Raw genomic sequence first — 24,463 nt, 5'->3', positions numbered from 1 at the left:
GTTGCCGCACGGTGCGGCATCAATGCGTGCGTTGCATCAACTGGTGAATCTCGGCCGGCGTCAGCGCGTCGCGCGATGCCTGCCGGAACGGGCGGTCACTGAAGCACCGCGCCGCGTCGGCGAGCAGTTCGAGGTGCGCGCGATCGTCCTCTTTCGGCAGGACCAGCACGATGAATTCGCGCACGGGCTTGCGGTCCGGCGCGTTGAAGATGAACGGATACTGCGTGCGAACGAACAACGCGACGGCCGAGCGGAGGCCGTCGACACGCGCATGCGGAATCGCGACGCCCTGGCCGAGGCCGGTCGAGCCGAGTTGCTCGCGCTTCGTCAGTTCGGTCCTGATCCGTTCCGCGGATACACCACTGCCGCGCTCGATGTATCGCGCGACGAGGTCGAACAACTGGATCGCGCTTTCGACGGGCACGTCGAGCAGGATGTTGTCCGGCGGGCAGGCGTCGGCCAGCCGTGCCGCGAACGGTGCACCGCCGCGTCGGTAGGGAAGGTCGGGTTGGCCGCCAGCGGCGGCCTGCTGCGTTTGCATGCGGATCTCTCCGTGTCGGGATGACAGGGAAATCCTAGACAAAACCGCGTAAAGACGGTGTCAGATACGCGGGGGCCCGGTATTAAAATTGTGTATCGATCGCCGATGGAACCGGGCCCGGTACGCACAGCATCAGGTGCCCGACAGCACGAACGGCAGCGTCGTCAGCAGAAACACCGAAATGCCGACGACCGGCGCGCCGAACGCGATCGCCGCGAACGCCACCGCGGCGCTGGCCAGCACGAGCGTCCTCGACACCCGTCGGTGCCGGTCGTGTGCAGCCGACCTGTCATCGCGGATTGCATCGGTCCGCGCACCGATCACGTGTTTCCAGAACGTCAGGCCAAGCATGATTGCTCCTGTATGAAAGATGACCGGGACGAGGCGCGCGAGGCGCCCGCCAAGCGGGTCAGCAGCGCTTGAGCTTGAGCACGCGCGAGATCTGCCCGGACGTGAAGCCGCTGTTGCGCACGAATGGTGCGCAGTCGAGCGGTGCGGTGAGCGATTCGCTGACGACGTACTGGCCGACGAAGCGGTACGCGTCGGTTGCCATGCGGATGAACACCGGAATCGCATCGCGTTGCGCGGCGAGCGTCCTGCCGGCCGCCCGCGCGGATGCGCTACCGTCGCAGAGGATCACGTCGGGCGCGTGCGGGTTGAGGTCCGTGCGCAGGCAGGCGGCCACGACCTTGCCGTTCTTCGTCGGCAGGAACGCCTGCTTGCTGCCGCCGCACGCGGTGTGGATGAATTCGCGGGTGTACTGCTTGTCGATCTCGAACATGATCGGGCTCCGGTATCGGGAACTTCCGTTTGTTAAATCAGGTATGCAAATAAACTGGATGAGATCGGCATGCGGGACGCAGGCATGCCAATCGATCGTTGCCGCGGCGGCGGATCGATGGCGCGTCGTGATACGGGAATTTCCGCGCGAACACGCTCGCATTGCGCGATGCGCGGCTAACGCATCGACGTCGTGTTCAAGCGTGCACGGGAAGGACTACGACGCGCACCGTCCGCCTGCTGGCAGGACGGTGGCTCGGGAAAAGAGAGACGCAGGCGTCCTGCCTGTCAGGCAGAAAAGCAACTCGGAGGGCGAGGACTTCGGATGCGCATGGTGCGTACTCGGTGATGGATTGCGAACACATTCTAGTGAACGCACGCGCGGCTGCAAGTAAAAAGGTCGTAAAGGTTGCGCGGTCGGTGCGGGACGATGCTGCGTGCTGCGTGCTGCGTGCTGCGTGCTGCGTGCTGCGTGCTGCGTGCTACGTGCTACGTGCTACGTGCTACGTGCTACGTGCTAAGGGCTAAGGGCTAAGGGCTAAGGGCTACGTGCACTGCCAGAGGTGCGCGCTGGTGCGGCACGGCGCACACCAGAACGTGTAGTTCGCGCCGCCGCTGCCCCACAGCCATTCGCCGCCGTCCGTTTGCGGGAGGTTGGAATCGAGCTGCATGACGAATGACATCTTGCGGCCGCAATCCGGACAGTCGGGATACCACGCCGACTGCACCCACGACGGCGCGCCGCCGACACGGCTCAGGTTCTGTCGGTCGTTCGATTCGCCCCAGTCCTGCCGCGTCCAGCGTGCCGGTGCGGCGAAGAGGGCAACGTCTGCCTCCACGAATGCGGCGGCCGGATACTCCGGCTGGATCGCGCTGTCGCGTTGCTGGGACGGGTGCGCACACGCGTTACCCGCATCGTCGTGCCGGTGGAACAGCGGGCCGTCGCTCTCCCAGCCGACGCACGACAGGCAGGTGTCGAACGACAAGGGCGTCGTGCTGTCGATGCCTGCTTCAACGGGGTGCGGCAGCCGCAACAACCGATGCAGCGGCTCGTGACACAGGCCGCATCGATGCGTCGACACGCCGCCGAAGCGCGCGCCCGATCGATGCGCCTCGCCGGCATGCCAGGTTGGATGATGCGCGTGAATCTCGCGTTTCCACTTCGGCATCTCGCGGAGTCTCGGCGCGCGCAGTGTCACGCCGAAGTCGATATGCAGCGGCAACTCGCCATGCAACGCGCGCAACGTGTCGTGTTCCTGCGCATAGCCGGCTGACATGAGCCAGTTGGCGCATTTATCGGGATCGTCCGGAAACAACCGGGCTGCGGCGTCGCGAATGGCTGCCGGATGTCGAGAATGCAGCAGTGCGATGGCGCGTTCGTGCGCCGCGTCGTCGCGGGAGGGGGCGTCCGCAAGCCGGCCACGCCATGCTTCGACCGTCGCCGGATCGAGCATCCGCCACGCGTTTTCCTCGTAGTACACGCGCGGCGACCGCTTCGTGGTGGCGACGTCGAGGAACACGTCCCAGTGATCGGAAAATACCTGCGGCGTCTGCATCACCACGCTCGACAACACGCTCGCGAGCCGCTCGTTCCATGCGCCGTTGCGGACGTCTTGCCACGCTTCGGCCGCAATCTTCGCGAAAGCGATGTCGTCCATCAGGTCGAGTGCGGCATCGAGGAACGTTGCATGCGGCAACACCCTATCGAACGATGCGATCACGAGGTCCGCGAGCGCGGCCGGATTGTCGCGTCGAAGTGCCAGCATCTGCGACATCGGATCGTTACCGGTCCAGCCGAGGCGTTCGTAGTCGTCGAGAATGGTTTGTGCAGTCGGCATGGCGGGGAGCGGTGAAGGTTCGACGAGTGAGCGGAAGCCGGGTGGATCAACGCCCGGCGAGCATCCGCCCGCCAACGCCCATCAGCAGCAGACCGGCCGCGGTATCGAGCACGGCCTTGCGACGCACCAGCAGCGCACGCACCGACGGGTGCGATGCAAGCAGCGCCATTGTGCAGTACCACGCGGCCGATATCGCAACCGACAGCGCGACGACCGCAAGATCGAGCCATGCCGGCGCATGGGCCGGCACCATCAGCGCGAAGATGCTCCCGTAGAACGCGACCGATTTCGGATTCGTCATGCTGACGACGTAGCCCTTTTTCGCGGCGTGCCAGTCGGACGCGGCGGCCGGTGCGGCGGCGGGCAACGGCTTGCGCGCGGTCAGGATCATTTTCAGGCCGAGCCAGATCAGGTAGGCGGCGCCCGCCAGTCGCAACGCCGTGTGCACCCATGCGACATGCGTGACCAGCAGGCTGAGCCCGGCGATCGCGATGGCCGCCCAGGTGCCGGACGCGGCAGACAGGCCAAGGCCGGTCATCACGCCGGCGTGGCGTGACGCGACCGCGGTGGACGTCACGATCACGAAGTTCGGGCCGGGGCTGGCGACGCTCAGCAAAAGGACGCCGGCGAGCGGCAGCAAGGTGTTGATGGTGGTCGACATGGCGCGGACGGTAGGGCGGCGAGACGGGCGTTCATCTTACCCGAGCGTGCCGGCAAGCCGGCACGCTGCCGGGTTTCGCCGATCCCATGCAAAAAACGCGTGACGACTTTCGTCGCCACGCGTTGCCTGCGTCTTGCAGTGCATGCACGGGGCCGTGCACGCCCGCCGCGCATGCCGGCGAACCGGCACACGCGACACGCCGTCAGAAATCGAACCCGGGCCCGCCCGCGCCCGGGCCGCCGGGCGCTGCCGCCGGTGCCGCATCCTTCGGCGCTTCGAACACGGTTGCATCGGTCGTCAGCAGCAGCCCCGCGACCGACGCCGCGTTCTGCAGTGCCGTGCGCGTGACCTTGGTCGGGTCGAGCACGCCCGACTCGACGAGGTCGCCGTATTCGCCCGTCTGCGCGTTGTACCCGAAGTTGCCCGAGCCTTCGGCCACCTTCGCGACGACGACGCTCGCTTCCTCACCTGCGTTCGCGACGATCTGGCGCAGCGGTTCCTCGAGCGCGCGCAGCACGATCTTGATGCCCGCGTTCTGGTCGGCGTTCACGCCCTGCAGTTCTCGGATCGCCTGCCGCACGCGGATCAGCGCGACGCCGCCGCCCGGCACGATGCCTTCCTCGACGGCCGCACGCGTGGCGTGCAGCGCGTCGTCGACGCGGTCCTTCTTTTCCTTCACTTCGATCTCGGTGGCACCGCCGACCTTGATGACCGCCACACCGCCCGCGAGCTTCGCGACGCGTTCCTGCAGTTTCTCGCGGTCGTAGTCCGACGTTGCTTCCTCGATCTGCACGCGGATCTGCTTCACGCGCGCCTCGATGTTCTTCGCATCGCCCGCGCCGTCGATCACGGTCGTGTTTTCCTTGCCGACCTCGATGCGCTTCGCCTGGCCGAGTTCAGCCAGCGTCGCCTTTTCGAGCGTCAGGCCCGTTTCCTCGGCGATCACCTGCCCGCCGGTCAGGATCGCGATGTCTTCGAGCAGTGCCTTGCGGCGGTCGCCGAAGCCCGGCGCCTTCACGGCCACCGTCTTCAGGATCCCGCGGATGTTGTTGACGACCAGCGTCGCGAGCGCTTCGCCTTCGACGTCTTCCGCGATGATCAGCAGCGGGCGGCCCGACTTCGCGACCTGTTCGAGCACCGGCAGCAGGTCGCGGATGTTCGAGATCTTCTTGTCGTGCAGCAGGATGTACGGGCTTTCGATCTCGGCGATCTGCTTGTCGGGATTGTTGATGAAGTACGGCGACAGGTAGCCGCGATCGAACTGCAGCCCCTCGACGACATCGAGCTCGTCCGCGAGCGACTTGCCGTCCTCGACGGTAATCACGCCTTCCTTGCCGACGCGGTCGATCGCTTCCGCGATGCGCTGGCCGATCGACTCCTCGCCGTTTGCGGAGATCGTCGCGACCTGCGCGATTTCCTTGCTCGTGGTGGTCGGCCGGCTGATCTTCTTCAGCTCTTCGACGGCCGCGGCGACGGCCTTGTCGATGCCGCGCTTCAGGTCGAGCGGATTGAGCCCGGCCGCGACGTACTTCTGGCCTTCGCGGACGATCGCCTGCGCGAGCACGGTGGCCGTCGTGGTGCCGTCGCCGGCCGCATCGCTGGTGCGCGACGCGACTTCCTTCACGAGCTGCGCGCCGATGTTCTGCAGCTTGTCCGCGAGTTCGATTTCCTTCGCGACCGACACGCCGTCCTTCGTGACGACCGGTGCGCCGAAGCTGCGTTCGAGCACGACGTTGCGGCCCTTCGGCCCGAGCGTGACCTTCACTGCGTTCGCGAGAATGTTCACGCCTTCCGTCAGCTTCGCCCGTGCGACGTCGCTGAAAATGATTTCCTTCGCTGCCATGATTGCGCTCCGTTATTGATTGACGACTGCGACGATGTCTTCCTCGCGCAGCACGAGAAACTCGTTGCCGTCCACCTTGACTGCCTGGCCCGCGTACTTGCCGAACAGCACGCGCTCGCCGACCTGCAGGTCGAGCACGATGCGCTGGCCGTCCGCATCCTTGCGGCCGGGGCCGACGGCGATCACTTCACCCTGGTCGGGCTTTTCCGCGGCGCTGTCGGGGATCACGATGCCCGACGCGGTGGTGGTTTCTTGGTCGAGTCGCTTCACGATCACGCGGTCGTGCAAGGGGCGTAGGCTCATTTGTTCGTCCTGTGCTGATCTGTCGAAATTGGCTGGCACTCTTTGGAAGAGAGTGCTGACGAGTATAAAAATGCGCGGCGGCGCGATCCAATAACGGATTCGGAAATGCATTCGTGCCGTCGTGCAAAGCGCGTGGCGCGCGCTACTGCGACGCGGCTTGCTGCGCGGCGGGCGTGCAGACCGGGCGGATCGTCTCGCCGGCGAGCACGCGCTTCACGAACGGGATCGAATCGGCGAGCGACGCGTTCACGGTGCCGTTGTGTTCGCGGCCCGCGTACAGGTGCGCTTCGACCGTCGTGCCGGCCGCGCATGCATCCTTCGCGAGCGCGAGTTCGAGCGGCGCGAGCCCGTCGTCCGCGCCCGCGCCGATGAAGACGGGCGTGGCGATCTTCAGCGTCGGGTACGTCAGGTACGTGTCCCACCATGCCTTCAACCGTGCATCGCCGCCGGGCTTCACGGTGTTCGCGTGCGTGAGGTGCGCGAGCGCAGCATCGTCCTCGAGCGACGCGAGGCAACTGATGCGCGCCTGTTCGAGGATCGGCAGCGCCTGGTCGGTCAGCACTTCGTCCGCACGCAGCGACGGGTCGATCTGCTGCGCGGACAGCACCGAGTAGAACTGGTACGCGAGCGTCGGGTCGACGCGCTCGGGATCGCGCCGGTACGCGCTGTCGAACTTCGGCAGCGACGCGAGCGTGGCGGGCGATGCGTTGTAGATCGTCCCGGTGGCGACGGTCGCGCGGATCGCGAGGTCGGGCGCATAGGCGGGAGCGTAGCCGGCCGCCGCGAATACGGCCGAGCCGCCTTGCGACTGGCCGACGAGCACGACCTCGTTCGCGAGGCCCGGCACGCCGCCGAGCACCGCGCGCACGCTGTCGAGCAGCGTGTAGCTGTTCGAGCGGTTGTTGAGCTGCGGATTCGGGCCCGGCGTGCCGAGCCCCTGATAGTCGGTCGCGACGACCGCGAACCCCTGCTGAAGCCACGCGTTCAGGTAACGCACGTCGCGATACGAGCGGCCGAACCACGACGGCGCGCAGATATCGGCCATCCCGAACGTGCCGTGCGCCCACGCGACGATCGGCCAGCCGCCGGCGGGCGGCGTGCCGCGCGGCACGAACAGCGCACCCGACACGGCGATCGGCGTGTGGCCGCCGACACCGTCGGTGGACGCATAGAGGATGCGCAACTGGCGCCCGGCGCTCGCGAGGCCAAGCGTCGCGGGTAGCGGCTCGGTGCGCAGCAGCACGCCGGGCGTCGCCGGAATGTCGCGGTCCCACGTGTAGAACGCGGACACGCGGCCGTCGCCTTGCAGCGGGTCGGGTGCGGGAACGCGGCCGGGCGAAGCCGCGTGTGAAAGGAACGACGATACGGCGAGTGCGGAAGCCAGCAGCGTGCGCGCGGCGCAGCCGCGCGGGGGGAAGAGCATCATGGTCGGATGGAGGTCGATGAGATCGGATCGGATGCGCCGGACATTGCACGGCGCGGGCCGATCACGACGCAAGTTTCGAACCAGCGCAGCTGTTGCGTGTGCGGCGCGCGGTGCGACGGGGCGGTGCGACGGGCCGCTGCGTCGTACGGCGTGTGCCGCATGCAGGCACGGGCTGTGCGTCGCGCAGCAATCCGGGCCGGCGGGCTGTTGCTCCCGCAACAGCAGCATGTGCATGGCTCGTGCCGCGTGCGGCGTGCCCGGTGCGCACGCACCGTGGCGCGGGCGTTCGATGCGTGCGTGCGCGGCTGGCACGATTGCTGCTGATCCGGTCGGCGTGCGTCGCGGCGTCGCGACGCGATCCCCTCTGTCCACCCGATCAAGGAAACCGTTCTCATGTCCGTCACCTCAACCATCGACAGCGGCGAACTCGTGGCATTCGTCGAGCGCGCCACGCGCGAGTTCACGCAGGCCGCGCGCGTGCTGAAGGACACGCGCACGCTGTCCGCGACCAACACGTTCCAGGCGTTTCAGCGCGTGCCGGGCACCGAGCTCGTCGTCGCGCTGTCGGCGCCGAGCCCGTGGGCCGCGTCGCAGGAGATCCAGCCGGTGGTCGTGACGTTCGACGGCGACGTGCTGCATGGCGACGCGCGCGCGGGCGGCAACGGGCCACGCTATGCGGACGTGTTCCGCGAGGTGCCGGACGTCGGCGTCGTGATCCACGTGCACGGCCCGTACCTCGGCGCATGGGCGAGCGCGCATCGCCCGCTGCCGATCCGCTATGCGCCGGCCGCGCGCTACACGCGCGCCCGCGAGATTCCGGTGTATGTCGATCGCCGTCCCGGCGAGCCGCGTTTCATCGTCGACACGATCCGCCGCGACCCCGAAGTACCGGCGATCATCGAGGCGAATGGCGGCGCGACCTTCTGGGGCACCTCGATCCTCGACGTGTCGAAGTACATCTTGATCCTCGAGGAAGCCGCGTATTTCCAGGCGCTCGCGGAGCCGCTCGGCGGCTCGCTCGAGTTCGGGCCGGGCGCGCTCGAGCAGCAATGGAAGATGACCGGTCTCGCGTGACCTCGGGTGACTTCGCGCGGCGGCCGGCGCAATCCGGCCGTCGTCATACCGATAGCTCGATGAATTGGTTCGTGGCCGGCGCGCGTCTTGCTATCGTCGAACCTTCCCCGTTCAACACGCCGGTCGTGCCATGGCCATCTTCAGTTTGCCGGACCCGACTTCGCATGCGATCACGATCCGTGCGAAGGCGCTGACGTTCGACGATCCCAAGTCGCGCGTACTGCTCGAGCGCATCCAGCTCGTCGCGCCAAGCGACGCGACCGTGCTCGTCACCGGCGAGAGCGGTACCGGCAAGGAGCTGATCGCGCGCCTCGTGCATTCGCTGAGCGAGCGCCACGACGGCCCGTTCGTTGCGGTCAACTGCGGTGCGTTCTCCGAGACGCTGATCGAAAGCGAGCTGTTCGGCCACGAACGCGGCGCGTTTACCGGCGCGATCAACAGCCAGCCCGGCTGGTTCGAATCCGCGAATCGCGGCACGCTGTTTCTGGATGAAGTGGGCGACCTGCCGCTGTCCGCGCAGGTCAAGCTGCTGCGCGTGCTGCAGGAGCGTGAAGTGACGCCGGTCGGCTCGCGCAAGACCGTGAAGATCGACGTACGGCTCGTCGCGGCGACCAACGTGAATCTCGAGGCTGCGGTGCGCGCGGGCAATTTCCGCGAGGATCTTTATTACCGGCTCAACGTCGTGAAGCTGAGCCTGTTGCCGCTGCGCGAGCGGCCCGGCGACATCGCGCCGCTGATCGAGCACTTCGTCGACACCTATGCGAAGCGGCTGCGCGTCGCCGCGCCGACGCTCACGGACGCCGCGCGCGCACGGCTGCATGCGCACGCGTGGCCCGGCAATATCCGTGAACTCGAGAACGTGATCCACCACGCGGTGCTGATCTGCGCGGGTGGCGCGATCGATGTGGGCGACCTGCAGTTCTCCGCGCTGTCGCTCGCGCCCGAGGCCGGCGACCCGCGCGCCTCGGCGGCGGCCCCGCCGCGCCGGGCGCGCGACGTGGCCGAGGCGACCGATGCGCTGCGCCATGCGGTGATCGAGCTGCTGGATCTCGGCACGCCGGCGCTCTGGCAGCACATCGAGGACACCGTCTACCGCAGCGTGTTCGACTACAGCGAGCACAACCAGCTGCGCATGTCGCGCCTGCTCGACCAGTCGCGCAACATCGTGCGCGCGCGGCTCGCGCAGCTCGGCATCCTGAAGCCGCGCGACGCGGGTGACGGGGGCGACGCCGACGCGCGGCTGCGCCGTCAGGCGTGATCGCGCCAGCGCAGCGCGCGCTGCGCGATCCGCTCGCATAGCGCACTCATGCCGACGGCGAGCGCCGTCACCCCCAGCACGCACACCAGCAACACGTCGGCGCGTGCGCCGGCCTGCGCGTTCTGCATCAGGCTGCCGACACCCGCACCCGCGTTGAACAGCAGCTCGCTGCTGGTCGCCGTGATCCAGGCGAACGGCACGGCTTGCAGCACGCCCGCGAACAGGTCGGGCAGCGCGCCGGGAATCAGCACGTCGCGCCACAGGCCGATGCGCGTCAGGCGATACGACTGCGCGAGTTCGACATAGCGCGGATCGACGCGGCGCAGCCCGTCGAAGCTCGCGGTGGTCATCGGGTAGAACGCGGCGAGCGCGATGATGAGCACCTTCGCGAATTCGCCGGTACCGGCCCACAAACTCAGCAGCGGAATCAACCCGAGCAGCGGCACGTAGCGCAGTGCCTGGAACGCCGGCTCGCCGAGCTTGCGCGCGAGTGTCGAGCGTGCCATCGCCGCGCCGAACACAAGCCCGAACACGACGCCCGCCGCCAGGCCGAGTGTCGTGCGGCGCAGGCTCGCGCCGAGATCGGTGGCGAGTTCGCCGCTGCGGGCGAGTTCGACGAGTGCGGCGCCGACCTGCTGCAACGGCACGAACGCGTATTGATGGGCCGCGTCGCCGGAGGATGCGTATTGCCATGCGGCCAGCAACAGGGCCGGCACGACGAGGCCGCGTGCGCGGCGGCGCAGCGCGGCGAACGAGAGGGGGCGCGTAGCGAGGGTCATTCGAAACCTGTCCGTTCAGCGCGCGGGCGTCTGCCAGCGCAATGCGTAGCGTTGCACGAGCGCGATCGACCAGTCGATCGCGAAGCCGATCAGCCCGATCACCGCGACGTCGATGAGCACCACGTCGAGCCGCAGCATCTGCCGCGCGAGTTCCATCATCTGTCCGATCCCGCTGTCGGCGCTGAGCAGCTCGACCGCGACGAGCGCGAGCCACGCGCGCGCGAGCGCGATCCGCACGCCGGTCAGCAGCGGCGGCAACGCGGCCGGCAGCAGCACGTCGCGCAGCAGCGCGAAGCGGCCGAGCCCGTAGTGGCGCGCCATCTCGACGAGATCGCGCGGCGCGTCATGGACGCCCGTGTACGCGGCCAGCGCGACCGGGAAGAACACGGCCTTGCCGACGACGACGAGCTTCAGCGGCTCATCGACGCCGATCAGCAGGATCAGCAGCGGAATCAGCGTGAGCGTCGGTACCTGCCGCAGCAGGTCGAAGGTCGGCCGCAGGTAGTCGGAGAACAGCCGGCCGCGCGCCAGCAGGATGCCGAACGCGGCCCCGCCCGTCGCGCCGATCGCGAACCCGAGCGCGAGGCGATGCAGCGTGATCAGCAGGTTGTCGCGCAGTTCGCCGGTGTCGAGCAGGGTGCGCAGCGTCGCCGCGAGCCGTTCGGGCGGCACGACGAGCTGCGGCGGGAACCAGCGCTGCGCGCTCGCGAGCCACCACAGCGTGACGAACGCGACGGGCGTGGCCCACCACAGCGCCAGCCCGCCGAAGCGGGCCACGCCGGGCAGGCGAACCGCGCGGGCGCCGTTCGATGCGAGGGCGTGCATCGGCATCAGCGGCTCGCGACGCGCGCCGCATCGGCGCGCCAGTAGCCGTCGAGCCCGAGCTGCTTGAGCGCGGTCGCGACGAACGTCGGCGCGAGCAGCGCATTCACGTCGACCGGCGTGGACGTCAGGCCGGCCTGGCGGCTATACGCGACGACGTCGCGATAGTGACCGGTCAGCGCGGGCGTGAAGAGCGGCGTCCATTGCTCTTTCCACGGCGTCGCCTCGTCCGCGTATTCGCGGCGCACGACGCTTTCCGGCTGGCCGGACGCGCTCAGGATCTTCACGTACGCGTCGCGGTTCTGCGGCTGCGAGATCCAGTGCGCGGCACGCACGTAGGCCGTCGCGACGAGCTGCGTGATGTCGGGGTAGCGCCGCACGAAATCGTCGGACGCCCACAGTTCCGCGCGCATCTTCCAGTCGTCGGGCGCGGTCTTGGTCGACCAGATGATCTTGCCGACGTGCTTGTCGACGAGCGAATACGCGTCGGACAGCGTGAAGAAGCCGTCGACCCGGCCGGCCGCGACGGCCGCTGCACCGGCCTGCGGATCGAGGTTGTAGATCCTGAAGTCGGACAGCTTCAGCCCGTTCTCCGCGAGCAGCTTGCTGAACGTGACTTCCCATGGCCGGCCGCGATTGAGCGCGATGCGCTTGCCTTTCAGGTCGACGATCGACTTCGCGGTCGAGCCGGCCGGCACGACGAGATACGTGTTGCTGCCGACCCCGCCCGGCACGATCAGGCGCGTATGCGTGCCCGACGCGTTGACGACGACCGACGGCAGGTCGCCGTAGCCCGCGAAGTCGATGCTGCCGTTCGTGAACGCCTCGTTGACGAGCGTGCCGACCGCCGCGGTCGATACGGGCACCCATTGCAGCGTCACGTGCCGCGCGGCGAGCGCTTTCTCGAGCGACTTGTCGGCGTCGATCAGCGCGGATGCGCCCGCGTATTGCGTCTTGCCGCCGCTCGAATACGCGACGACGGCGATTCGCACCACCTTGGGCGCATCGTCCGCGTGCGCGGCCGGTGCGGCGAGCGCTGCCGCGGCAAACGGCAGCGCGGCGAACAGCGCACGCAGCGGGCGGCGCAGCGAGGCGAGGGAGAGCGTGTGTTTCATGATGGTCGGGAACAGTGGGCGGAAAAGGAGTTCAGGCGGCGGCTCACGCGCGTTTCTGCCGCGACGGCCGCAGTACGTCGGCGAGCGGGCGCGGGTCGATCCAGTCGGCGACGTCGAAGTCGGCTTCCAGAAACCCCCGCTCGTGCAGGAACGTCTTGAAGTCGTCGAGCGCGGCGACCGATTCGTCGTCGAGGTTGACGCCGAGGTGCCGGTGCAGCTGGTTGCCGTACGCGGCGCGGACCCAGTCGATCGACGACGCGGTTTCGCCGGCCACGTAGTGCGCGGTTTCGTCGGGATGCGTGCCGGCCCATTCACCGGCCGCGACCACGAGCTTGAGGAAGCCGGCGACGATGTCCGGATGGTTCGCGAGCACGTCCGCGTTGACGGTCAGCGGGCGCGGCGTGCCGTTGTTGTTGCGGATCGAGCGCTCCGGATGAAAGCCGATGTCGATCACGACGTGCGCGCCGATCAGCTGCGCGATCTCGAGGCCGGTCGAGCCCTTCACGTAGATCGCGTCGACTTCGCCGCGCAGCAGCGCACCGGCTTCGGCCGCGTACAGCGCGCGGCTCGAAAAGCCGTGCGGCGACGCGAACAGGTCCGCCGCGCGCGCCGGCCCGACGGCCTGCAGCGTGCGCGCCTGCACGTCGACGAGTTCGACGTCGCGCGTGGTCAACCCGTCGAGGCTCAGCGCGTTGACGAAGCCGCGCAGCGCCGACGCACGAAAGATGTCGATGCGATCGTCGGGGCGGCTCGGGATCGCGATGCGGCGCCCGCGCAACGCCTTCACCGTGCGGATGCCCGAGTCGGGCCGCGCGAGGATCAACTGCGACTCGTCGACCCACGACAGCCCGATCACGCGCGTATTCGCGCCGTTCGAGCGCGCCCACATCGCGGGGATGCTGCCGCCCTGGCGAAACGATTGCGTCAGCGTGTGGTCGCTGATCGACGACACGTCGTGCCGCGTGGCGCCGCGCGGCGAGCGGATCGCGACGCCGTCGGCCGACGTCTCGCCGTTGAGCCAGCCGAGATGCACGGCGATGCCGAGCGGGGTCGGCACGGGCGATCGGGCGTACCAGAACGGCTGCTGCTTGTCCGATGACGAATCGGGCCTGTCTGTCATGTGTGAGATTCCCTCTCTGCGTAAGCATGGTCGAAGCGCGGTCGCGCACGGTGTCGGTGCCGTCCGCGCGGGTCGGTCAACGTTGCAAGTTCCGGGCCAGTGAACGGAAACGGCGCGGCCGCGCGCGGCGCGGGCGTCGCGCGGGTAGGGCGATGCATGTGCCGATGCCTGGCCTGTTGCGTCAGCAACAGTCGCGTCGGTCGCTGTTGCACGCGCAGCAGCGGTGCGGCCGGTGCAGCAGCGTGGCACGGGCCTGTCGCGACCGCGCCGGCCATGACCAGGCGGGTGCGATCCGATTGCCGCCGACGCCCGGTGTGCAAGGCGTCGCGCACGTTCGCCGGCCGCGATGCAGGCGCCGCGGCGAGCGGGTTGGCACACCGCGTGCTTTACAGCGCAGCACACGCGCGGCACGCCGATGCCGCACGCAATCCGAATGGCCCGACCAGGAGAATCCCGATGGCTGTTGAATTTCTGTGGCGCCTGCCGATGCACGGCGACGGCCGGCGCGCACACGACCTGCATACGCGCGGCGAATGGAACCGCCAGCGCGCGTCGCGCGTCGCGCCGAAAGTCGACGACGACGCGTTCGGCTACATCGACTATCTGTCGCAGGTCGCGCGCGCGGCCGATATCGCCGGCTTCCACGGCGCACTGATCCCGATCTTCCGCTTCACCGAGGAACCGTGGGTCGTGGCGGCCGCGCTGGCGCGCGAGACGCGCCGGCTGCGGCTCCTGATCGCGCTGCAGCCGCATTTCGTGCATCCCGTCTACGCGGCGCAGATGGCCGCGAGCCTGCAGCGGATCAGCCGTGGCCGCGTGGAGTGGAACGTAGTCACGGGCGGCGGCGGCCCCGACCAGCGCGCGTACGGCGACTTCATCGATCACGACAGCCGCTATGCGCGCACCGACGAATTCCTCGACGTCGTGAAGGGCGTCGCGGCCGGCGAGCCGTTCACGTTCGACGGCCGCTTTTACCGCGTCGAAGGCGGTGGCCTGCTGCCGCCGTTGAGCGGCCAGAAGCCGCCGCGCCTCTACCTGGCCGGCGCGAGCGATGCCGCGCTCGCGGTCGCCGCGAAGCATGGCGACGTGCACCTGAGCTGGGGTGAGCCGCTCGCGAAACAGAAGGAGGTGATCGATGCGGCCCGCCGCGCGCTCGATCGCCAGAACGCCGAGCGCGACCTGCGCTTCGGCATGCGCATCGACATCCTGGCGCGCGAGACCGAGGAGCAGGCATGGGCCGAGTTGCGGCAGATGTTCGCGACGGTGGGCGACGCGACGCGCAACGGCTTCGGCGGGCGCGGCGAGTCGTCGGAATCGGTCGGTGCGAAACGCCAGTTCGCGCTGCACCAGGGCAACACGCAACACTTCGACGACCTGATCGTCGGCCCGAACCTGTGGGCCGGGATGTCGCAGATTCGCGGCGGCCCCGGCTGCGTGATCGTCGGCAGCCACGAGCAGGTGGCCGAGCGGCTCGCGGAATACGTCGACATCGGCGTCTCGACGTTCATCCTCGCGAGCAACCCGCATCTCGAGGAAGCGTACCGCGTGGGCGAGGAAGTGCTGCCGCTCGTCGACGGCGCGCTGAACGCGCGCGGCACGCAGGCGGCGTTGCGCGTGGCCGGCGCATGAGCGCCACGGCTTTTCCCCGCATTCCAACCCCAAGGACATTCACCATGACGACACTCGCTGCGCAGGCCACGGCCTGCGACGCACTCTGGTACACGCGCTGCCCGGTGCCGACCGCGCTCGGCATCGCCGTGCATCGCGGCTGGTTCGACGAGGAGTTCGGGCCGGACGGCATCGCGCTGCAGTCGCTGCAGGAGACGGCCGACGCCGGCAAGCGCGAATCGCATTTCGATCACAGCCTCCCGCACTCGTTCCGGCAGGGCGGCAACATTCCCGCGCTGTGGGCGCGAGCCCGCGGCGCCGATACGCGCGTGATCGGCCTGTCGTGGACCAACGAATTCCAGGCGATCGTCACGCTGCCCGAGCGCGGCATCCGCACCGTGCGCGATCTGCGCGGCCGGCGGCTCGGGCTGCCGCGCCATCCGATCAGCATCGACTTCTGGCGCGCAGCCGCGCTGAAAGGCTTCCTGAGCGCACTCGAACTGGAAGGGCTCGGGCACGGCGATGCCGAATGGGTCGATCTGCCCGACGAACGCGAACGCCTCACCGGGCCTGCCTCGTTCACGCGCGGCCCGCACGAGTACGGGCTCGAGATCGCGGCGCTGGTGCGCGGCGAGGTCGACGCGGTGTTCGTGAAAGGGGTCGAGGGGCTCGAAACCGTGCACCTGATCGACGCGCAGGTGGTCATCGATCTCGGCGCGCACCCCGATCCGCTCGTGCGGATCGGCAACGGCACGCCGCGCACGCTGACCGTCGACCGCGCACTGATCGACGCGCGCCCCGATCTCGTGAGCCGCTTCCTGTCGGTCGTGGTGGGAGCGGGCGACTGGGCCGCGCGCCATCCGGCCGAGACGGTGGCCTATATCGGCCGTGAAACGCGCGCGTCCGACGAATGGGTGCGTTATGCGTACGGCGCGGACGTGCACCGCCATCTGGAGACGGGGCTCGCGCAGACGTCGATCGACGGGCTGGTCGCGTTCAAGGATTTCCTCGTCGAGTGGGGTTTTCTCGAACAGGATTTCGATGCGCGCGCATGGATCGACCCGGCGCCGTTCACGCGCATCGACCGGCAACGCCATGCGTGGGTCGCGTAGCGCGCCGCGGCGCGTCATTGCAAGGAGTCGAGCATGACAGGTCTGACGATCGAATACGGGGTGCCGCCGGCGCGCCGGCATGCGGCGCGCGCGGCGCCGCGCACGGGCGCGGGCGTGGCCGCTGCGGCAGGCGTTGCCTGGCCGCCGTCGGCTTCGCCCGCCGCACGGCCGGATGCGCGCACGGCGAAGGCCGGCCGGTGGCGTGTCACGGGTGCGATTGCGCTCGCTATCGCGGCGCTGCATGCGGGCGTCGCGCTGCTGGCCGCACGCACACCGGCCGCGCCGCCCGTGCAGCCGCCGCGGCCGCTGCCGATGACGGTCGAACTGACGCGTCCACCCGAACCGTTGCCGCAGGCCGCGCATCCGCCACCACCGGCGGTGCCGCCGAAACCGCTGAAGCAGGCGCCGACCCCGCCGAAGCTGCCGAAGCCGAGTGCGGCCGTCGCGCATCCGGCGCCTGCGCCGGCTGCCGCGTCGCAAGCAACACGCGAGGCGGCACCCGCAACGGCGGCACCAGCCGCACCCGCGCAAGCCGCGCCGGCTCCTGCGCCGGCCGCACCCGCCGCACCCGTGCGCGAAACCGCACCGATCGGCGACGCAGCCTACCTGCGCAACCCGGCGCCCGACTATCCGGCGTTCGCGCAGGACCAGGGCTGGGAAGGGCGCGTCGTGCTGCGCGTGCACGTACTCGCGAACGGTACGCCCGATTCCGTCGACGTTCGCACGAGCAGCGGCCGCCGCATGCTCGACACCGCGGCGGTGGCCGCCGTGAAGCGCTGGACGTTCGTGCCCGCGAAGCGCGGCGACGAAGCGGTCGACGGCTGGGTCAACGTGCCGATCGATTTCAAGCTGGGCTGACCCGCCGGGCGGCCCGCCCCATTTTTCAAGGAACTCACATCATGAACGGTATCCCGACCACCTTCATCGTCCAGGGCGCGCTCTGGCTGCTCGTCCTCTTCTCCGTCGTCACGTGGACGCTGATCGTCGTGAAGGCGATCCAGAGCCTGCGCGCGAGCGCGCGCAACCGGCGTTACGTCAGTGCATTCTGGGCCGCGAACAGTTTCCACGAGGCGGCCGCGCTCGACGGCGCGAACAGCCCGGTGGGCGAACTCGCGGCGACGGGCTTCGACGCGCTGCGGCGCGCCGACGAGAGCAGCGCGCACGATCTCGAACACAGCTGGAGCCGCCACGACCTGCTCGAACGCCATCTGCGCCAGGAGATCCACAACGCACGCCGGCGCGCGGAAGCGGGGCTCGCGGTGCTCGCGTCGATCGGCAGCACCGCGCCGTTCGTCGGCCTGTTCGGCACCGTGTTCGGCATCATCCATGCGTTGACCGCGATCACGCACAGCGCATCGGCGAGCATCGACGTCGTCGCCGGGCCGATCGGCGAGGCACTGGTCGCGACCGGGATCGGCATCGCGGTCGCCGTGCCGGCCGTGCTCGCGTACAACTTCTTCGTGCGTCGCGTGAAGGCCGCGTCGGCCGACCTCGATGCCTTTGCGACCGATTTCGTCACGCTCGCGCAGAAGGCCGGTTTCCGCGTGCCGGCCGCCGCCGCCGCGCCCGCGCCGGCACGCCGTGCCGGCGACAGCCGTCAGGAGGCGTTCGCATAATGGCCTTCTCGTCCTCTTCCGACAACGACGACGTGCTCAGTGAAATCAACATCACGCCGCTCGTCGACGTGATGCTCGTGCTGCTCGTCGCGTTCATCGTCACGGCGCCGCTGCTCAACAACGCGGTGCACGTGAACCTGCCGAACACCGTCGCCACGGCGCCGGCCGATCGCAAGCCGAACGTTACCGTGAGCGTCGACGCGAAGGGCGTCGTGTATCTCGACAAGCGCGTGGTCGCACTCGCCGCGGTGCCGGCCGAGCTGGCCGCGCTGAAGGCCGGCCGGCCCGACGTCGCGCTCGACCTGCAGGCCGACGAGCACGTGCCGTACGGCACCGTCGCGAAGCTGATGGCCGCGATCGAGCATGCGGGCATCACGCGGTTGTCGGTGCTCACCGCGCCGCGCGGCTGATGCGCGGTTCACGACTCCTTTTCCGAACGCATCCATGAGCATCACGGCTTCCCCTAACGTCCAGTCGATCTGGTACACGCGCTGTCCGGTGCCGACGCCGCTCGGCATCGCCGCGCATCTCGGCTGGCTCGACAGCGAATTCGCCGGCGACGGCATCACCGTGCGCGCGCTGCAGGAGAGCCAGCACGCGGCGCTGCATCACGCGCACGTCGATCACTCGCTCGACAACGCGTTCCGGCAGGGCGGCAGCATTCCCGCGCTGTGGGCGCGCGCATCCGGCGCCGATACGCGGGTGATCGCGCTGACCTGGGTCGACGAGGCGCAGGCGATCGTCGCGTTGCCGGAAACCGGCCTGAAGCGGCCGAGGGACCTGCGCGGGCGCCGCATCGGGCTGCCGCGCCGCGACGGCGAGCGCATCGACATCTTCCGTGCCGCGGCGCTGCGCGGCTTCGTCAGCGCGCTGTCGCTCGACGGGCTCGGCCCCGCCGACGTCGAATGGGTCGACGTGCCCGCGTCGAACCTGCGTGCGCCCGTGTCGACGCCGCTGACGCGCGACGCGGCCTTCAGCCATCCCGCGAGCCTGTCGAGCAGGCGGCTCTATGCGGCCGAAGCGGCCGCGCTCGTGCGCGGCGAGGTCGACGCGATCTACGTGAAGGGTTCGCTCGGGCTCGAAACCGCGCACCTGATCGGCGCGCAGCCGGTCGTCGACATCGGCTTTCATCCCGATCCGCAGATCCGCATCAACAATGGCTCGCCACGGCCGCTGACCGTCAATGCATCGACGCTCGAACGTCACCCCGACATCGTTCGCCGCTTCCTCGCGCGCGTGACCGATGTCGAAGGCTGGGCGCGCGAGCACGAGCAGGAGGTGCTCGGCTATCTCGGCCGCGAGACGGGATCGGGCCATGACTGGCTGCGGCTCGCGTACGGCGCCGATGTGCACCGGCGGCTGCGCACGGATCTCGACGAAGCGTCGATTGCCGCGCTCGACGATTTCAAGCGCTTTCTCGTCGAATGGCGGTTCCTGCCGGCCGACTTCGACGTGCGCGCGTGGATCGACCGGCGCGCGCTCGACGGCATCGCACCGCCGCCTCGCGACGCCGCGCGGTGAGCGCGCCGGCACGCGTCGCCGACGCATGGCGGCGCGAGCGCTTCACCGGCGGCTTCATGCTGCTGGCGCTCGCGAGCGGCACGACGATCAGCATGGCGCAGCTCGCGACAACGCTGTATGCGCTCGCGCTCGGCGTCGACAGCGCGCGGCTCGGCATCATTGCCGCGATGGAGCCGCTCGGCATCGCGCTGATGACGCTGCCGGCCGGGCTGCTCGTCGCGCGCTACGGCGCGCGGCGCGTGTACTTCGTCGCGAGCATGGGGCCGATGCTGCTCAATCTCGTTGTGCCGTATACCGGCGCATGGCCGCTGATCGCGCTGACGCAAGTGCTGATCGGGCTGTGCATCCCGTTCCGGATCGTCTCCATCAACGGCGTGTTTCTCGCGCGTCTTGCGCAGATCGGCCTCGCGCGCGCCGGCTGGTACCGTGCGGCGATGTCGGTCGGAACCGGCATGGTCGGGCCGTGGCTCGCGAGCTGGCTGATCGGCGCGCATGGCCCGGTCGCGACGTTCTGCGCGGCGTCGGCGAGCTTCGCGGGCATGGCGCTGTTCAGCCGGACGTTGCTTGGGGACGCGGTGCCTGCACCTGCGCTTGCACCTGTACCCGAACCTGCACCCGAACCTGCCCCCGAACCTGCACCCGCACCCGCACCCGCACCCGCACCCGCACCCGCACCCGCACCCGCACCCGCACCCGCACCCGCGCCCGCGCCCGCGCCTGCACCCGCGCTTGCGCCGCGCGGCGCCCGCCCCGAAACCGGCGGCCTGCGCGCGTTGTTGGCGCTCGCATGGAGCCCCGACGTGCGTGAGCAGCTCGTGCTGGAAGCCGTGAACAGTGCGACCCGTTCGCTCGCCGGCGCGTATACGGTGGTGCTCGCGATCCAGTCGCTCGGGCTGTCCCAGTCGCACGCCGTTGCGCTGCTGACGCTGCAGGGCGTGGTCGCGGTGATCGCGCTGTTCGGGCTCGGAGATGTCGCGCAGCGGATGACCGCACGCCGTTGCCACGGGTTCAGCCTTGCCGGCGGCGTGGCCGGGTTGCTCGCGCTCGGGCTCGCCCATGACGCATGGAGCGTCGGCGCGGGACTCGCCGCACTGTGCGCGGGCTCGTCGCTGCTGCATCTCGTCAACATGCAGCGCCTCGGCCGTCACCCGGCGGACAAGAGCCAGGTGTCGAGCCTCTACAACCTCGCGTCGATGACGGGCGCGTTCTGCGGCCCGCTGGCCGGCAGTGCGCTCGTGCCGCTCGTCGGGTTGCAGGCCGTGTTTCTGTGCTGGCTGCCCGTCGTCGTGCTGGTTGCGTTCGCGCTGCGCGTCGCACATGGGCGGCACGACGCGTCGCGGCCCGCGACTGCAAAGCTCTCCTGACGACCGTCGGATCGGGTGTGGTGCGCTCCGGCGGTGTTGCGTGACAAGCAGTTTGCTTCCCTTCACAGATGCGCATGCAGCAACACGCGCACCGCGCACATGCCGGAAGCCCCGTGCGACGGGCTTCTCGATGCTGGCATCCGAATTGCAACAGGGAACCCGTGCGTCGCGCACGCACGTGCGTTCAACCGATCAAACAGGATGGCTCATCGATGTTCAGGAAAAAACTAATCGTCACCGCGCTGGGGGGACTGCTGACGGGCGGGGCCGTATCGTTGCCCGCGTGGGCGGAAGAGGGCGCGGCGACGGCGGCACCGGACGCGAAGCCGGCACAACCGGGCACGGACGAGGCAGCCGTGGCTGAACCGAAGGCGGCCCGTGCGAACCGTGGCACGGCCATACGCGAAACGAACCTCGGCACGGTGACCGTGACCGCGCGCCGGCGCAAGGAGAGCATCCAGGACGTGCCGGTCGCGGTGAGCGCGTTGAGCGGCGACGCGATCAAGAACAACGAGCTGCGCGTGATCAACGACGTGACGAAGTACGTGCCGAACTTTACCGGGCAATCGACCGAGGGCCGCGAGCGGCCGCGCTGGTTCCTGCGCGGCGTCGGCAGCAACGATCCGTCGGACCTGTCGCTGAGCCCGATCGGCGTGTACTTCGACGACGTGTACATCAACAGCGTGTTCGGGCAGGGCTTCCCGCTGTTCGACCTCGATCGCATCGAAGTGCTGCGCGGCCCGCAGGGCACGCTGTGGGGCAAGAATACCGTCGGCGGCGCGCTCAGCATCACGTCGCAGAAGCCGACCTTCGACGTGAGCGGCTACGGCAAGCTCGGGCTCGGCCAGTACAACAGCCGGCTCGCGGAGGCCGCGATCGGCGGGCCGATCGGCAAGAACGACGTGCTGGCCGCGCGCGTATCCGTGTATCACGAGAACGCCGACAGCTTCTTCACGAATACGGTGCAGCAAGGGCGCTTCGGCGGCTTCCACGACAACGCGGTGCGCTTCCAGGTGCTCGCGGTGCCCACGTCGGATACCGACTTCCTGTTCAACATCCACGGCCGCAACTACACGGGCGGCGGCAATGCGTGGCACGCGCAAGGCGCGGGGCCGGGCGGCGCGAACCAGTTCGGCTTCGTCGGGTCGAGCGATCCGTACACGGTGTCGCTCAACGCGCCGTCGAGCGATCACATCTCGACCTGGGGCACGTCGCTCACCGCGCACTGGCGCATCAACCCGGCGGTCACGCTGACGTCGATCACCGCGTTCGAAGGGCTGCACCGCTGGTACCAGGACGACGAGGACTATTCGGCGTTCGACGCCGCACGTTCGCACGATCGTCTGTCGAGCCGCCAGTTCTCGCAGGAATTCCGGCTCGAATCGCCACAGAACGACCGGCTGAGCTGGCTCGTCGGCACGCACCTGTTCACCGAGCAACTGGCCGAACAGGGCGCCGGTGGCGGCCTGCCGGGCTCGCCGTCGCCCGCGTTCTACCACCTGACCGACCTCACGCAGCACACGCAGAGCGCGGCGATCTTCGGCAGCGTGAAGTACCGGTTCACCGACCGCTTCAACGTGACGGGCGGGCTGCGTTACACGATCGAGCGCAAGAACATCAACCTGACCGGCCTGCAGGACACCGGCAACGTGACGTTCAGCAATCCGGGCAGCTGGTGGGACCCGTCGTCGGTGTCGTCGCCGCTGGCGGTCAGCGCGCGGCAGAACCAGACGAACACCTGGCGTGCGCCGACCTGGGACCTCACGCCCGAATACGCGCTCAGCAGCAACGTGCGTGCGTATTTCCGCTATGCGCGCGGCTTCCGTTCGGGCGGCTACAACGGCAACGCGTATACGCAAAGCACGGTGTCGACCGTATCGCCGGAGTACCTGACCGATTACGAGGTCGGCATCAAGAGCGAATGGTTCGACAAGCGCCTGATCGTCAACGCGAGCGTGTTCCACTACGACTATCGCGACATCCAGGTGTTCGCGCTCGCGCCGAACCCGTTCGGCGGCCCGCCGGTGTCGACGCTGTCGAATGCGGGGCAGGGTCGCGCGGACGGCTTCGAGCTGGAGTTGAAGGCGCAGCCGGTCAACAGCCTCTACCTGTTCGCGAACCTCGGGATGCTGAACACGCGCTACACGGAGTTCCGCTACGTGCCGGCCGCCGTGGGCAACTCGTTCGCGCGCGCGCCGCATACGACGATCAACGCAGGCTTCGACTATCGCGTGCCGGTGTCGTTCGGCACGCTGACGGCCGGCGGCGACGTGAACTACCGCAGCCGCGAATACTTCAGCGCGACCCGGCAGACGATGCCGCAGCTCTGGCAGGGCGGCTACACGGTGCTGAACGCGCACGTTTCCTACACGACGCCGAACCAGAAGTACATCGTGACGGGCTACGTGACGAACCTGACCAACAAGGTCTACAAGAAGCTCGAGCTGTTGCCGTCGTATGGCGCGTATCCGGTGCTGTACGGCGATCCGCGCACGGTCGGGATCACGCTGACCGCGAAGATCTGACGGACGGCACGGGCACGAGACGCATGCGGCGACGCGGCCCGCCCGCGTTTGCCGCGCGTCAGATCAACAGTGACAGTGTCCTGAACAGCGCGAGATCCGCCTTGCGTGCCGATCGCGCATGGCGGCGGATCACGTGCAGCAGGCAGTCGATGAAGCAGCGCGCTGCGTCGCTCAGCGTGCTGCTGCGCCGCGTGACGATCCCGAGGTCGCGCGGCTCGAAGGTCTCCTTCAGCCGCAACGCGCGCATCCGTTCGCCGAACGGCGGCACGGCCGCGAGGATCGTCGGGCACCACGTGCACATGTCGGCCTGTTCGAGCATCGTCTGCAGCATCGCCACCGACTGCGCGCGGACGATGCGCCGCTCGTCGATTTCGGCACCGTGGCGCGTGAACAGGTAGTCGACGAGCGCGGCCTGCCCGTCGGCCGCGAAAGTCAGCACCCAGTCGTTCTCGAGCAGGTCATGGATCGACCGCGCATGTTCGCGCGGATGGCCCGCGCGCACCATCACCGAGGTCTCGTAGCGCAGCATCGGCTCGAACGCGAATTCCTGCGTGCCGCCCGGTTGCACGTGCCCGAGCGCGAAATCCATGCTGCCGTCGCGCAACAGCGGCTGCGCGACGGCCATCAGCGCTTCGTAGAGTTCGAGGCGCACGTCGGGCATCCGCTCGCGAAAGCGCAGCACCGTTTCCGCCAGGAACGTCATCGTGAGCCACGGTGTCACGCCGACGCTCAGCCGGCCCTCGACGCGGCCGCGCATGCGTTCGAGATCGCTCTGCGCGTGTTCGAGCTGCTTCAGCACGAGCTTCGCGTGCGTGAGCAGCGTCTTGCCGTATTCCGTGAAGCCGATCCCCTCCGGCGCGCGCACGAGCAGCGGCAGGCGCTCGCCGGCCTCCAGTTCGCGCAGCGCGCGCGTGACGGCCGCCTGCGACAGCCCGAGCGTGCGTGCCGCGCCGCGGATGCTCCCGGCCTCCGCGCTCGCGACGAGCGCCTGCAGCTGATGCAGCTTGATCGTACCCATGGGGCGATACCCGACAACGAAAGGTTGTCATCATAACGAAACCGCGGCTGTTCGCCGGTTTTTTCGCTGCCTACGATGCGGCCACGATCGGTCATTCGGGCGATCGGCAACCGCAGTGCATCGAGGAGAATCGGGGTTG

General features: G+C 68.9%; 23 protein-coding genes. 10 read left to right on the top strand and 13 right to left on the bottom strand.

The window, feature by feature from the left end:
• Positions 1-19: 19 nt before the first annotated feature.
• The 8 genes from HAV18_RS09045 to HAV18_RS09010 form a co-directional block, all read right to left on the bottom strand.
• Complete coding sequence (locus HAV18_RS09045) at positions 20-541, bottom strand: PTS sugar transporter subunit IIA (protein WP_166954861.1); 522 nt, start codon at positions 539-541, stop codon at positions 20-22.
• 132 nt (positions 542-673) lie between these two features.
• Positions 674-892 carry a hypothetical protein gene (locus HAV18_RS09040; RefSeq protein ID WP_208101886.1) on the bottom strand — a complete coding sequence of 73 codons (219 nt, stop codon included), beginning with the start codon at positions 890-892 and terminating at the stop codon, positions 674-676.
• Between the two features lie 58 nt (positions 893-950).
• Positions 951-1,322, bottom strand: a complete 372-nt coding sequence (locus HAV18_RS09035; protein WP_166954859.1) for a DUF6697 family protein — start codon at positions 1,320-1,322, stop codon at positions 951-953.
• A 544-nt stretch (positions 1,323-1,866) separates the two neighbouring features.
• Entirely contained in the window at positions 1,867-3,159 is a 1,293-nt protein-coding gene (locus tag HAV18_RS09030; RefSeq protein WP_166954858.1) for a hypothetical protein, read from the bottom strand.
• A 46-nt stretch (positions 3,160-3,205) separates the two neighbouring features.
• The gene (locus HAV18_RS09025; RefSeq protein WP_166954856.1) at positions 3,206-3,820 is read right to left on the bottom strand and encodes a LysE family translocator; all 615 of its coding nucleotides are present in this window, start codon (positions 3,818-3,820) and stop codon (positions 3,206-3,208) included.
• A gap of 202 nt (positions 3,821-4,022) precedes the next feature.
• The gene (groL, locus tag HAV18_RS09020) at positions 4,023-5,663 is read right to left on the bottom strand and encodes a chaperonin GroEL (protein ID WP_166954854.1); all 1,641 of its coding nucleotides are present in this window, start codon (positions 5,661-5,663) and stop codon (positions 4,023-4,025) included.
• Positions 5,664-5,675: 12 nt separating this feature from the next.
• Positions 5,676-5,966 (bottom strand): co-chaperone GroES, encoded by a 291-nt coding sequence (groES, locus tag HAV18_RS09015; protein WP_048248265.1) that lies wholly within the window; start codon positions 5,964-5,966, stop codon positions 5,676-5,678.
• 142 nt (positions 5,967-6,108) lie between these two features.
• Complete coding sequence (locus HAV18_RS09010) at positions 6,109-7,392, bottom strand: lipase family protein (protein WP_166954852.1); 1,284 nt, start codon at positions 7,390-7,392, stop codon at positions 6,109-6,111.
• A 393-nt stretch (positions 7,393-7,785) separates the two neighbouring features.
• On the opposite strand from HAV18_RS09010, the gene HAV18_RS09005 reads away from it, so the two are divergent.
• Positions 7,786-8,466, top strand: a complete 681-nt coding sequence (locus HAV18_RS09005) for a class II aldolase/adducin family protein (RefSeq protein ID WP_166954850.1) — start codon at positions 7,786-7,788, stop codon at positions 8,464-8,466.
• 130 nt (positions 8,467-8,596) lie between these two features.
• A complete protein-coding gene (locus HAV18_RS09000) occupies positions 8,597-9,724 on the top strand; it encodes a sigma-54-dependent Fis family transcriptional regulator (RefSeq protein WP_166954848.1) in 1,128 nt (375 codons plus the stop codon).
• Here the strand turns inward: HAV18_RS09000 and HAV18_RS08995 are convergent.
• The 4 genes from HAV18_RS08995 to HAV18_RS08980 are packed head-to-tail and all read right to left on the bottom strand — an operon-like array spanning position 9,715 to position 13,560.
• Entirely contained in the window at positions 9,715-10,503 is a 789-nt protein-coding gene (locus HAV18_RS08995) for an ABC transporter permease (protein ID WP_166954846.1), read from the bottom strand. The two genes, HAV18_RS09000 and HAV18_RS08995, sit on opposite strands and share 10 nt — an antisense overlap.
• Before the next feature lie 15 nt (positions 10,504-10,518).
• Complete coding sequence (locus HAV18_RS08990) at positions 10,519-11,334, bottom strand: ABC transporter permease (RefSeq protein ID WP_166954844.1); 816 nt, start codon at positions 11,332-11,334, stop codon at positions 10,519-10,521.
• Entirely contained in the window at positions 11,334-12,440 is a 1,107-nt protein-coding gene (locus tag HAV18_RS08985) for a PhnD/SsuA/transferrin family substrate-binding protein (RefSeq protein ID WP_166954842.1), read from the bottom strand. Before HAV18_RS08985 ends, HAV18_RS08990 begins: the two co-directional genes overlap by 1 nt.
• Positions 12,441-12,483: 43 nt before the next feature.
• On the bottom strand, positions 12,484-13,560 hold the full coding sequence (locus tag HAV18_RS08980) for an ABC transporter substrate-binding protein (protein WP_166954840.1): 1,077 nt from the start codon (positions 13,558-13,560) through the stop codon (positions 12,484-12,486).
• Positions 13,561-14,016: 456 nt separating this feature from the next.
• Between HAV18_RS08980 and HAV18_RS08975 the strand changes: the two genes are divergently transcribed.
• The 8 genes from HAV18_RS08975 (at position 14,017) to HAV18_RS08940 (ending at position 23,306) form a co-directional block, all read left to right on the top strand.
• Entirely contained in the window at positions 14,017-15,189 is a 1,173-nt protein-coding gene (locus tag HAV18_RS08975; protein ID WP_166954838.1) for an LLM class flavin-dependent oxidoreductase, read from the top strand.
• Between the two features lie 44 nt (positions 15,190-15,233).
• Positions 15,234-16,280 carry an ABC transporter substrate-binding protein gene (locus HAV18_RS08970; protein ID WP_166954836.1) on the top strand — a complete coding sequence of 349 codons (1,047 nt, stop codon included), beginning with the start codon at positions 15,234-15,236 and terminating at the stop codon, positions 16,278-16,280.
• Positions 16,281-16,313: 33 nt separating this feature from the next.
• Positions 16,314-17,138 (top strand): energy transducer TonB, encoded by an 825-nt coding sequence (locus HAV18_RS08965; protein ID WP_166954834.1) that lies wholly within the window; start codon positions 16,314-16,316, stop codon positions 17,136-17,138.
• 41 nt (positions 17,139-17,179) lie between these two features.
• Positions 17,180-17,896 (top strand): MotA/TolQ/ExbB proton channel family protein, encoded by a 717-nt coding sequence (locus tag HAV18_RS08960; protein WP_166954832.1) that lies wholly within the window; start codon positions 17,180-17,182, stop codon positions 17,894-17,896.
• On the top strand, positions 17,896-18,306 hold the full coding sequence (locus HAV18_RS08955; RefSeq protein WP_166954830.1) for a biopolymer transporter ExbD: 411 nt from the start codon (positions 17,896-17,898) through the stop codon (positions 18,304-18,306). Before HAV18_RS08960 ends, HAV18_RS08955 begins: the two co-directional genes overlap by 1 nt.
• Positions 18,307-18,340: 34 nt before the next feature.
• A complete protein-coding gene (locus HAV18_RS08950; RefSeq protein ID WP_166954828.1) occupies positions 18,341-19,417 on the top strand; it encodes an ABC transporter substrate-binding protein in 1,077 nt (358 codons plus the stop codon).
• On the top strand, positions 19,414-20,781 hold the full coding sequence (locus tag HAV18_RS39820) for an MFS transporter (protein WP_166954826.1): 1,368 nt from the start codon (positions 19,414-19,416) through the stop codon (positions 20,779-20,781). Before HAV18_RS08950 ends, HAV18_RS39820 begins: the two co-directional genes overlap by 4 nt.
• Before the next feature lie 212 nt (positions 20,782-20,993).
• On the top strand, positions 20,994-23,306 hold the full coding sequence (locus HAV18_RS08940) for a TonB-dependent receptor (protein ID WP_166954824.1): 2,313 nt from the start codon (positions 20,994-20,996) through the stop codon (positions 23,304-23,306).
• Between the two features lie 58 nt (positions 23,307-23,364).
• Here the strand turns inward: HAV18_RS08940 and HAV18_RS08935 are convergent, their stop codons facing one another.
• On the bottom strand, positions 23,365-24,324 hold the full coding sequence (locus HAV18_RS08935) for a LysR substrate-binding domain-containing protein (RefSeq protein ID WP_166954822.1): 960 nt from the start codon (positions 24,322-24,324) through the stop codon (positions 23,365-23,367).
• Positions 24,325-24,463 lie beyond the last annotated feature (139 nt).

Origin of the sequence: Burkholderia sp. D-99, from assembly GCF_011605345.1 — a bacterium.
GTDB lineage: Bacteria > Pseudomonadota > Gammaproteobacteria > Burkholderiales > Burkholderiaceae > Burkholderia.
This window is presented reverse-complemented; position numbering and strand designations above follow the sequence as displayed.

Bases quoted from the DNA above. Each gene is read 5' to 3' on its own strand.
- HAV18_RS08970 (WP_166954836.1), top strand. From the start codon at position 15,234: ATGACGACACTCGCTGCGCAGGCCACGGCCTGCGACGCACTCTGGTAC.
- HAV18_RS08950 (WP_166954828.1), top strand. From the start codon at position 18,341: ATGAGCATCACGGCTTCCCCTAACGTCCAGTCGATCTGGTACACGCGC.
- HAV18_RS09000 (WP_166954848.1), top strand. From the start codon at position 8,597: ATGGCCATCTTCAGTTTGCCGGACCCGACTTCGCATGCGATCACGATC.
- HAV18_RS09030 (WP_166954858.1), bottom strand. From the start codon at position 3,159: ATGCCGACTGCACAAACCATTCTCGACGACTACGAACGCCTCGGCTGG.
- HAV18_RS09045 (WP_166954861.1), bottom strand. From the start codon at position 541: ATGCAAACGCAGCAGGCCGCCGCTGGCGGCCAACCCGACCTTCCCTAC.
- HAV18_RS08935 (WP_166954822.1), bottom strand. From the start codon at position 24,324: ATGGGTACGATCAAGCTGCATCAGCTGCAGGCGCTCGTCGCGAGCGCG.
- HAV18_RS08940 (WP_166954824.1), top strand. From the start codon at position 20,994: ATGTTCAGGAAAAAACTAATCGTCACCGCGCTGGGGGGACTGCTGACG.
- HAV18_RS08995 (WP_166954846.1), bottom strand. From the start codon at position 10,503: ATGACCCTCGCTACGCGCCCCCTCTCGTTCGCCGCGCTGCGCCGCCGC.
- HAV18_RS08980 (WP_166954840.1), bottom strand. From the start codon at position 13,560: ATGACAGACAGGCCCGATTCGTCATCGGACAAGCAGCAGCCGTTCTGG.
- HAV18_RS08990 (WP_166954844.1), bottom strand. From the start codon at position 11,334: ATGCCGATGCACGCCCTCGCATCGAACGGCGCCCGCGCGGTTCGCCTG.
- HAV18_RS09035 (WP_166954859.1), bottom strand. From the start codon at position 1,322: ATGTTCGAGATCGACAAGCAGTACACCCGCGAATTCATCCACACCGCG.
- HAV18_RS09040 (WP_208101886.1), bottom strand. From the start codon at position 892: ATGCTTGGCCTGACGTTCTGGAAACACGTGATCGGTGCGCGGACCGAT.
- HAV18_RS09025 (WP_166954856.1), bottom strand. From the start codon at position 3,820: ATGTCGACCACCATCAACACCTTGCTGCCGCTCGCCGGCGTCCTTTTG.
- HAV18_RS08985 (WP_166954842.1), bottom strand. From the start codon at position 12,440: ATGAAACACACGCTCTCCCTCGCCTCGCTGCGCCGCCCGCTGCGTGCG.
- HAV18_RS09010 (WP_166954852.1), bottom strand. From the start codon at position 7,392: ATGATGCTCTTCCCCCCGCGCGGCTGCGCCGCGCGCACGCTGCTGGCT.
- groES (WP_048248265.1), bottom strand. From the start codon at position 5,966: ATGAGCCTACGCCCCTTGCACGACCGCGTGATCGTGAAGCGACTCGAC.
- HAV18_RS08960 (WP_166954832.1), top strand. From the start codon at position 17,180: ATGAACGGTATCCCGACCACCTTCATCGTCCAGGGCGCGCTCTGGCTG.
- HAV18_RS08955 (WP_166954830.1), top strand. From the start codon at position 17,896: ATGGCCTTCTCGTCCTCTTCCGACAACGACGACGTGCTCAGTGAAATC.
- groL (WP_166954854.1), bottom strand. From the start codon at position 5,663: ATGGCAGCGAAGGAAATCATTTTCAGCGACGTCGCACGGGCGAAGCTG.
- HAV18_RS08965 (WP_166954834.1), top strand. From the start codon at position 16,314: ATGACAGGTCTGACGATCGAATACGGGGTGCCGCCGGCGCGCCGGCAT.
- HAV18_RS08975 (WP_166954838.1), top strand. From the start codon at position 14,017: ATGGCTGTTGAATTTCTGTGGCGCCTGCCGATGCACGGCGACGGCCGG.
- HAV18_RS09005 (WP_166954850.1), top strand. From the start codon at position 7,786: ATGTCCGTCACCTCAACCATCGACAGCGGCGAACTCGTGGCATTCGTC.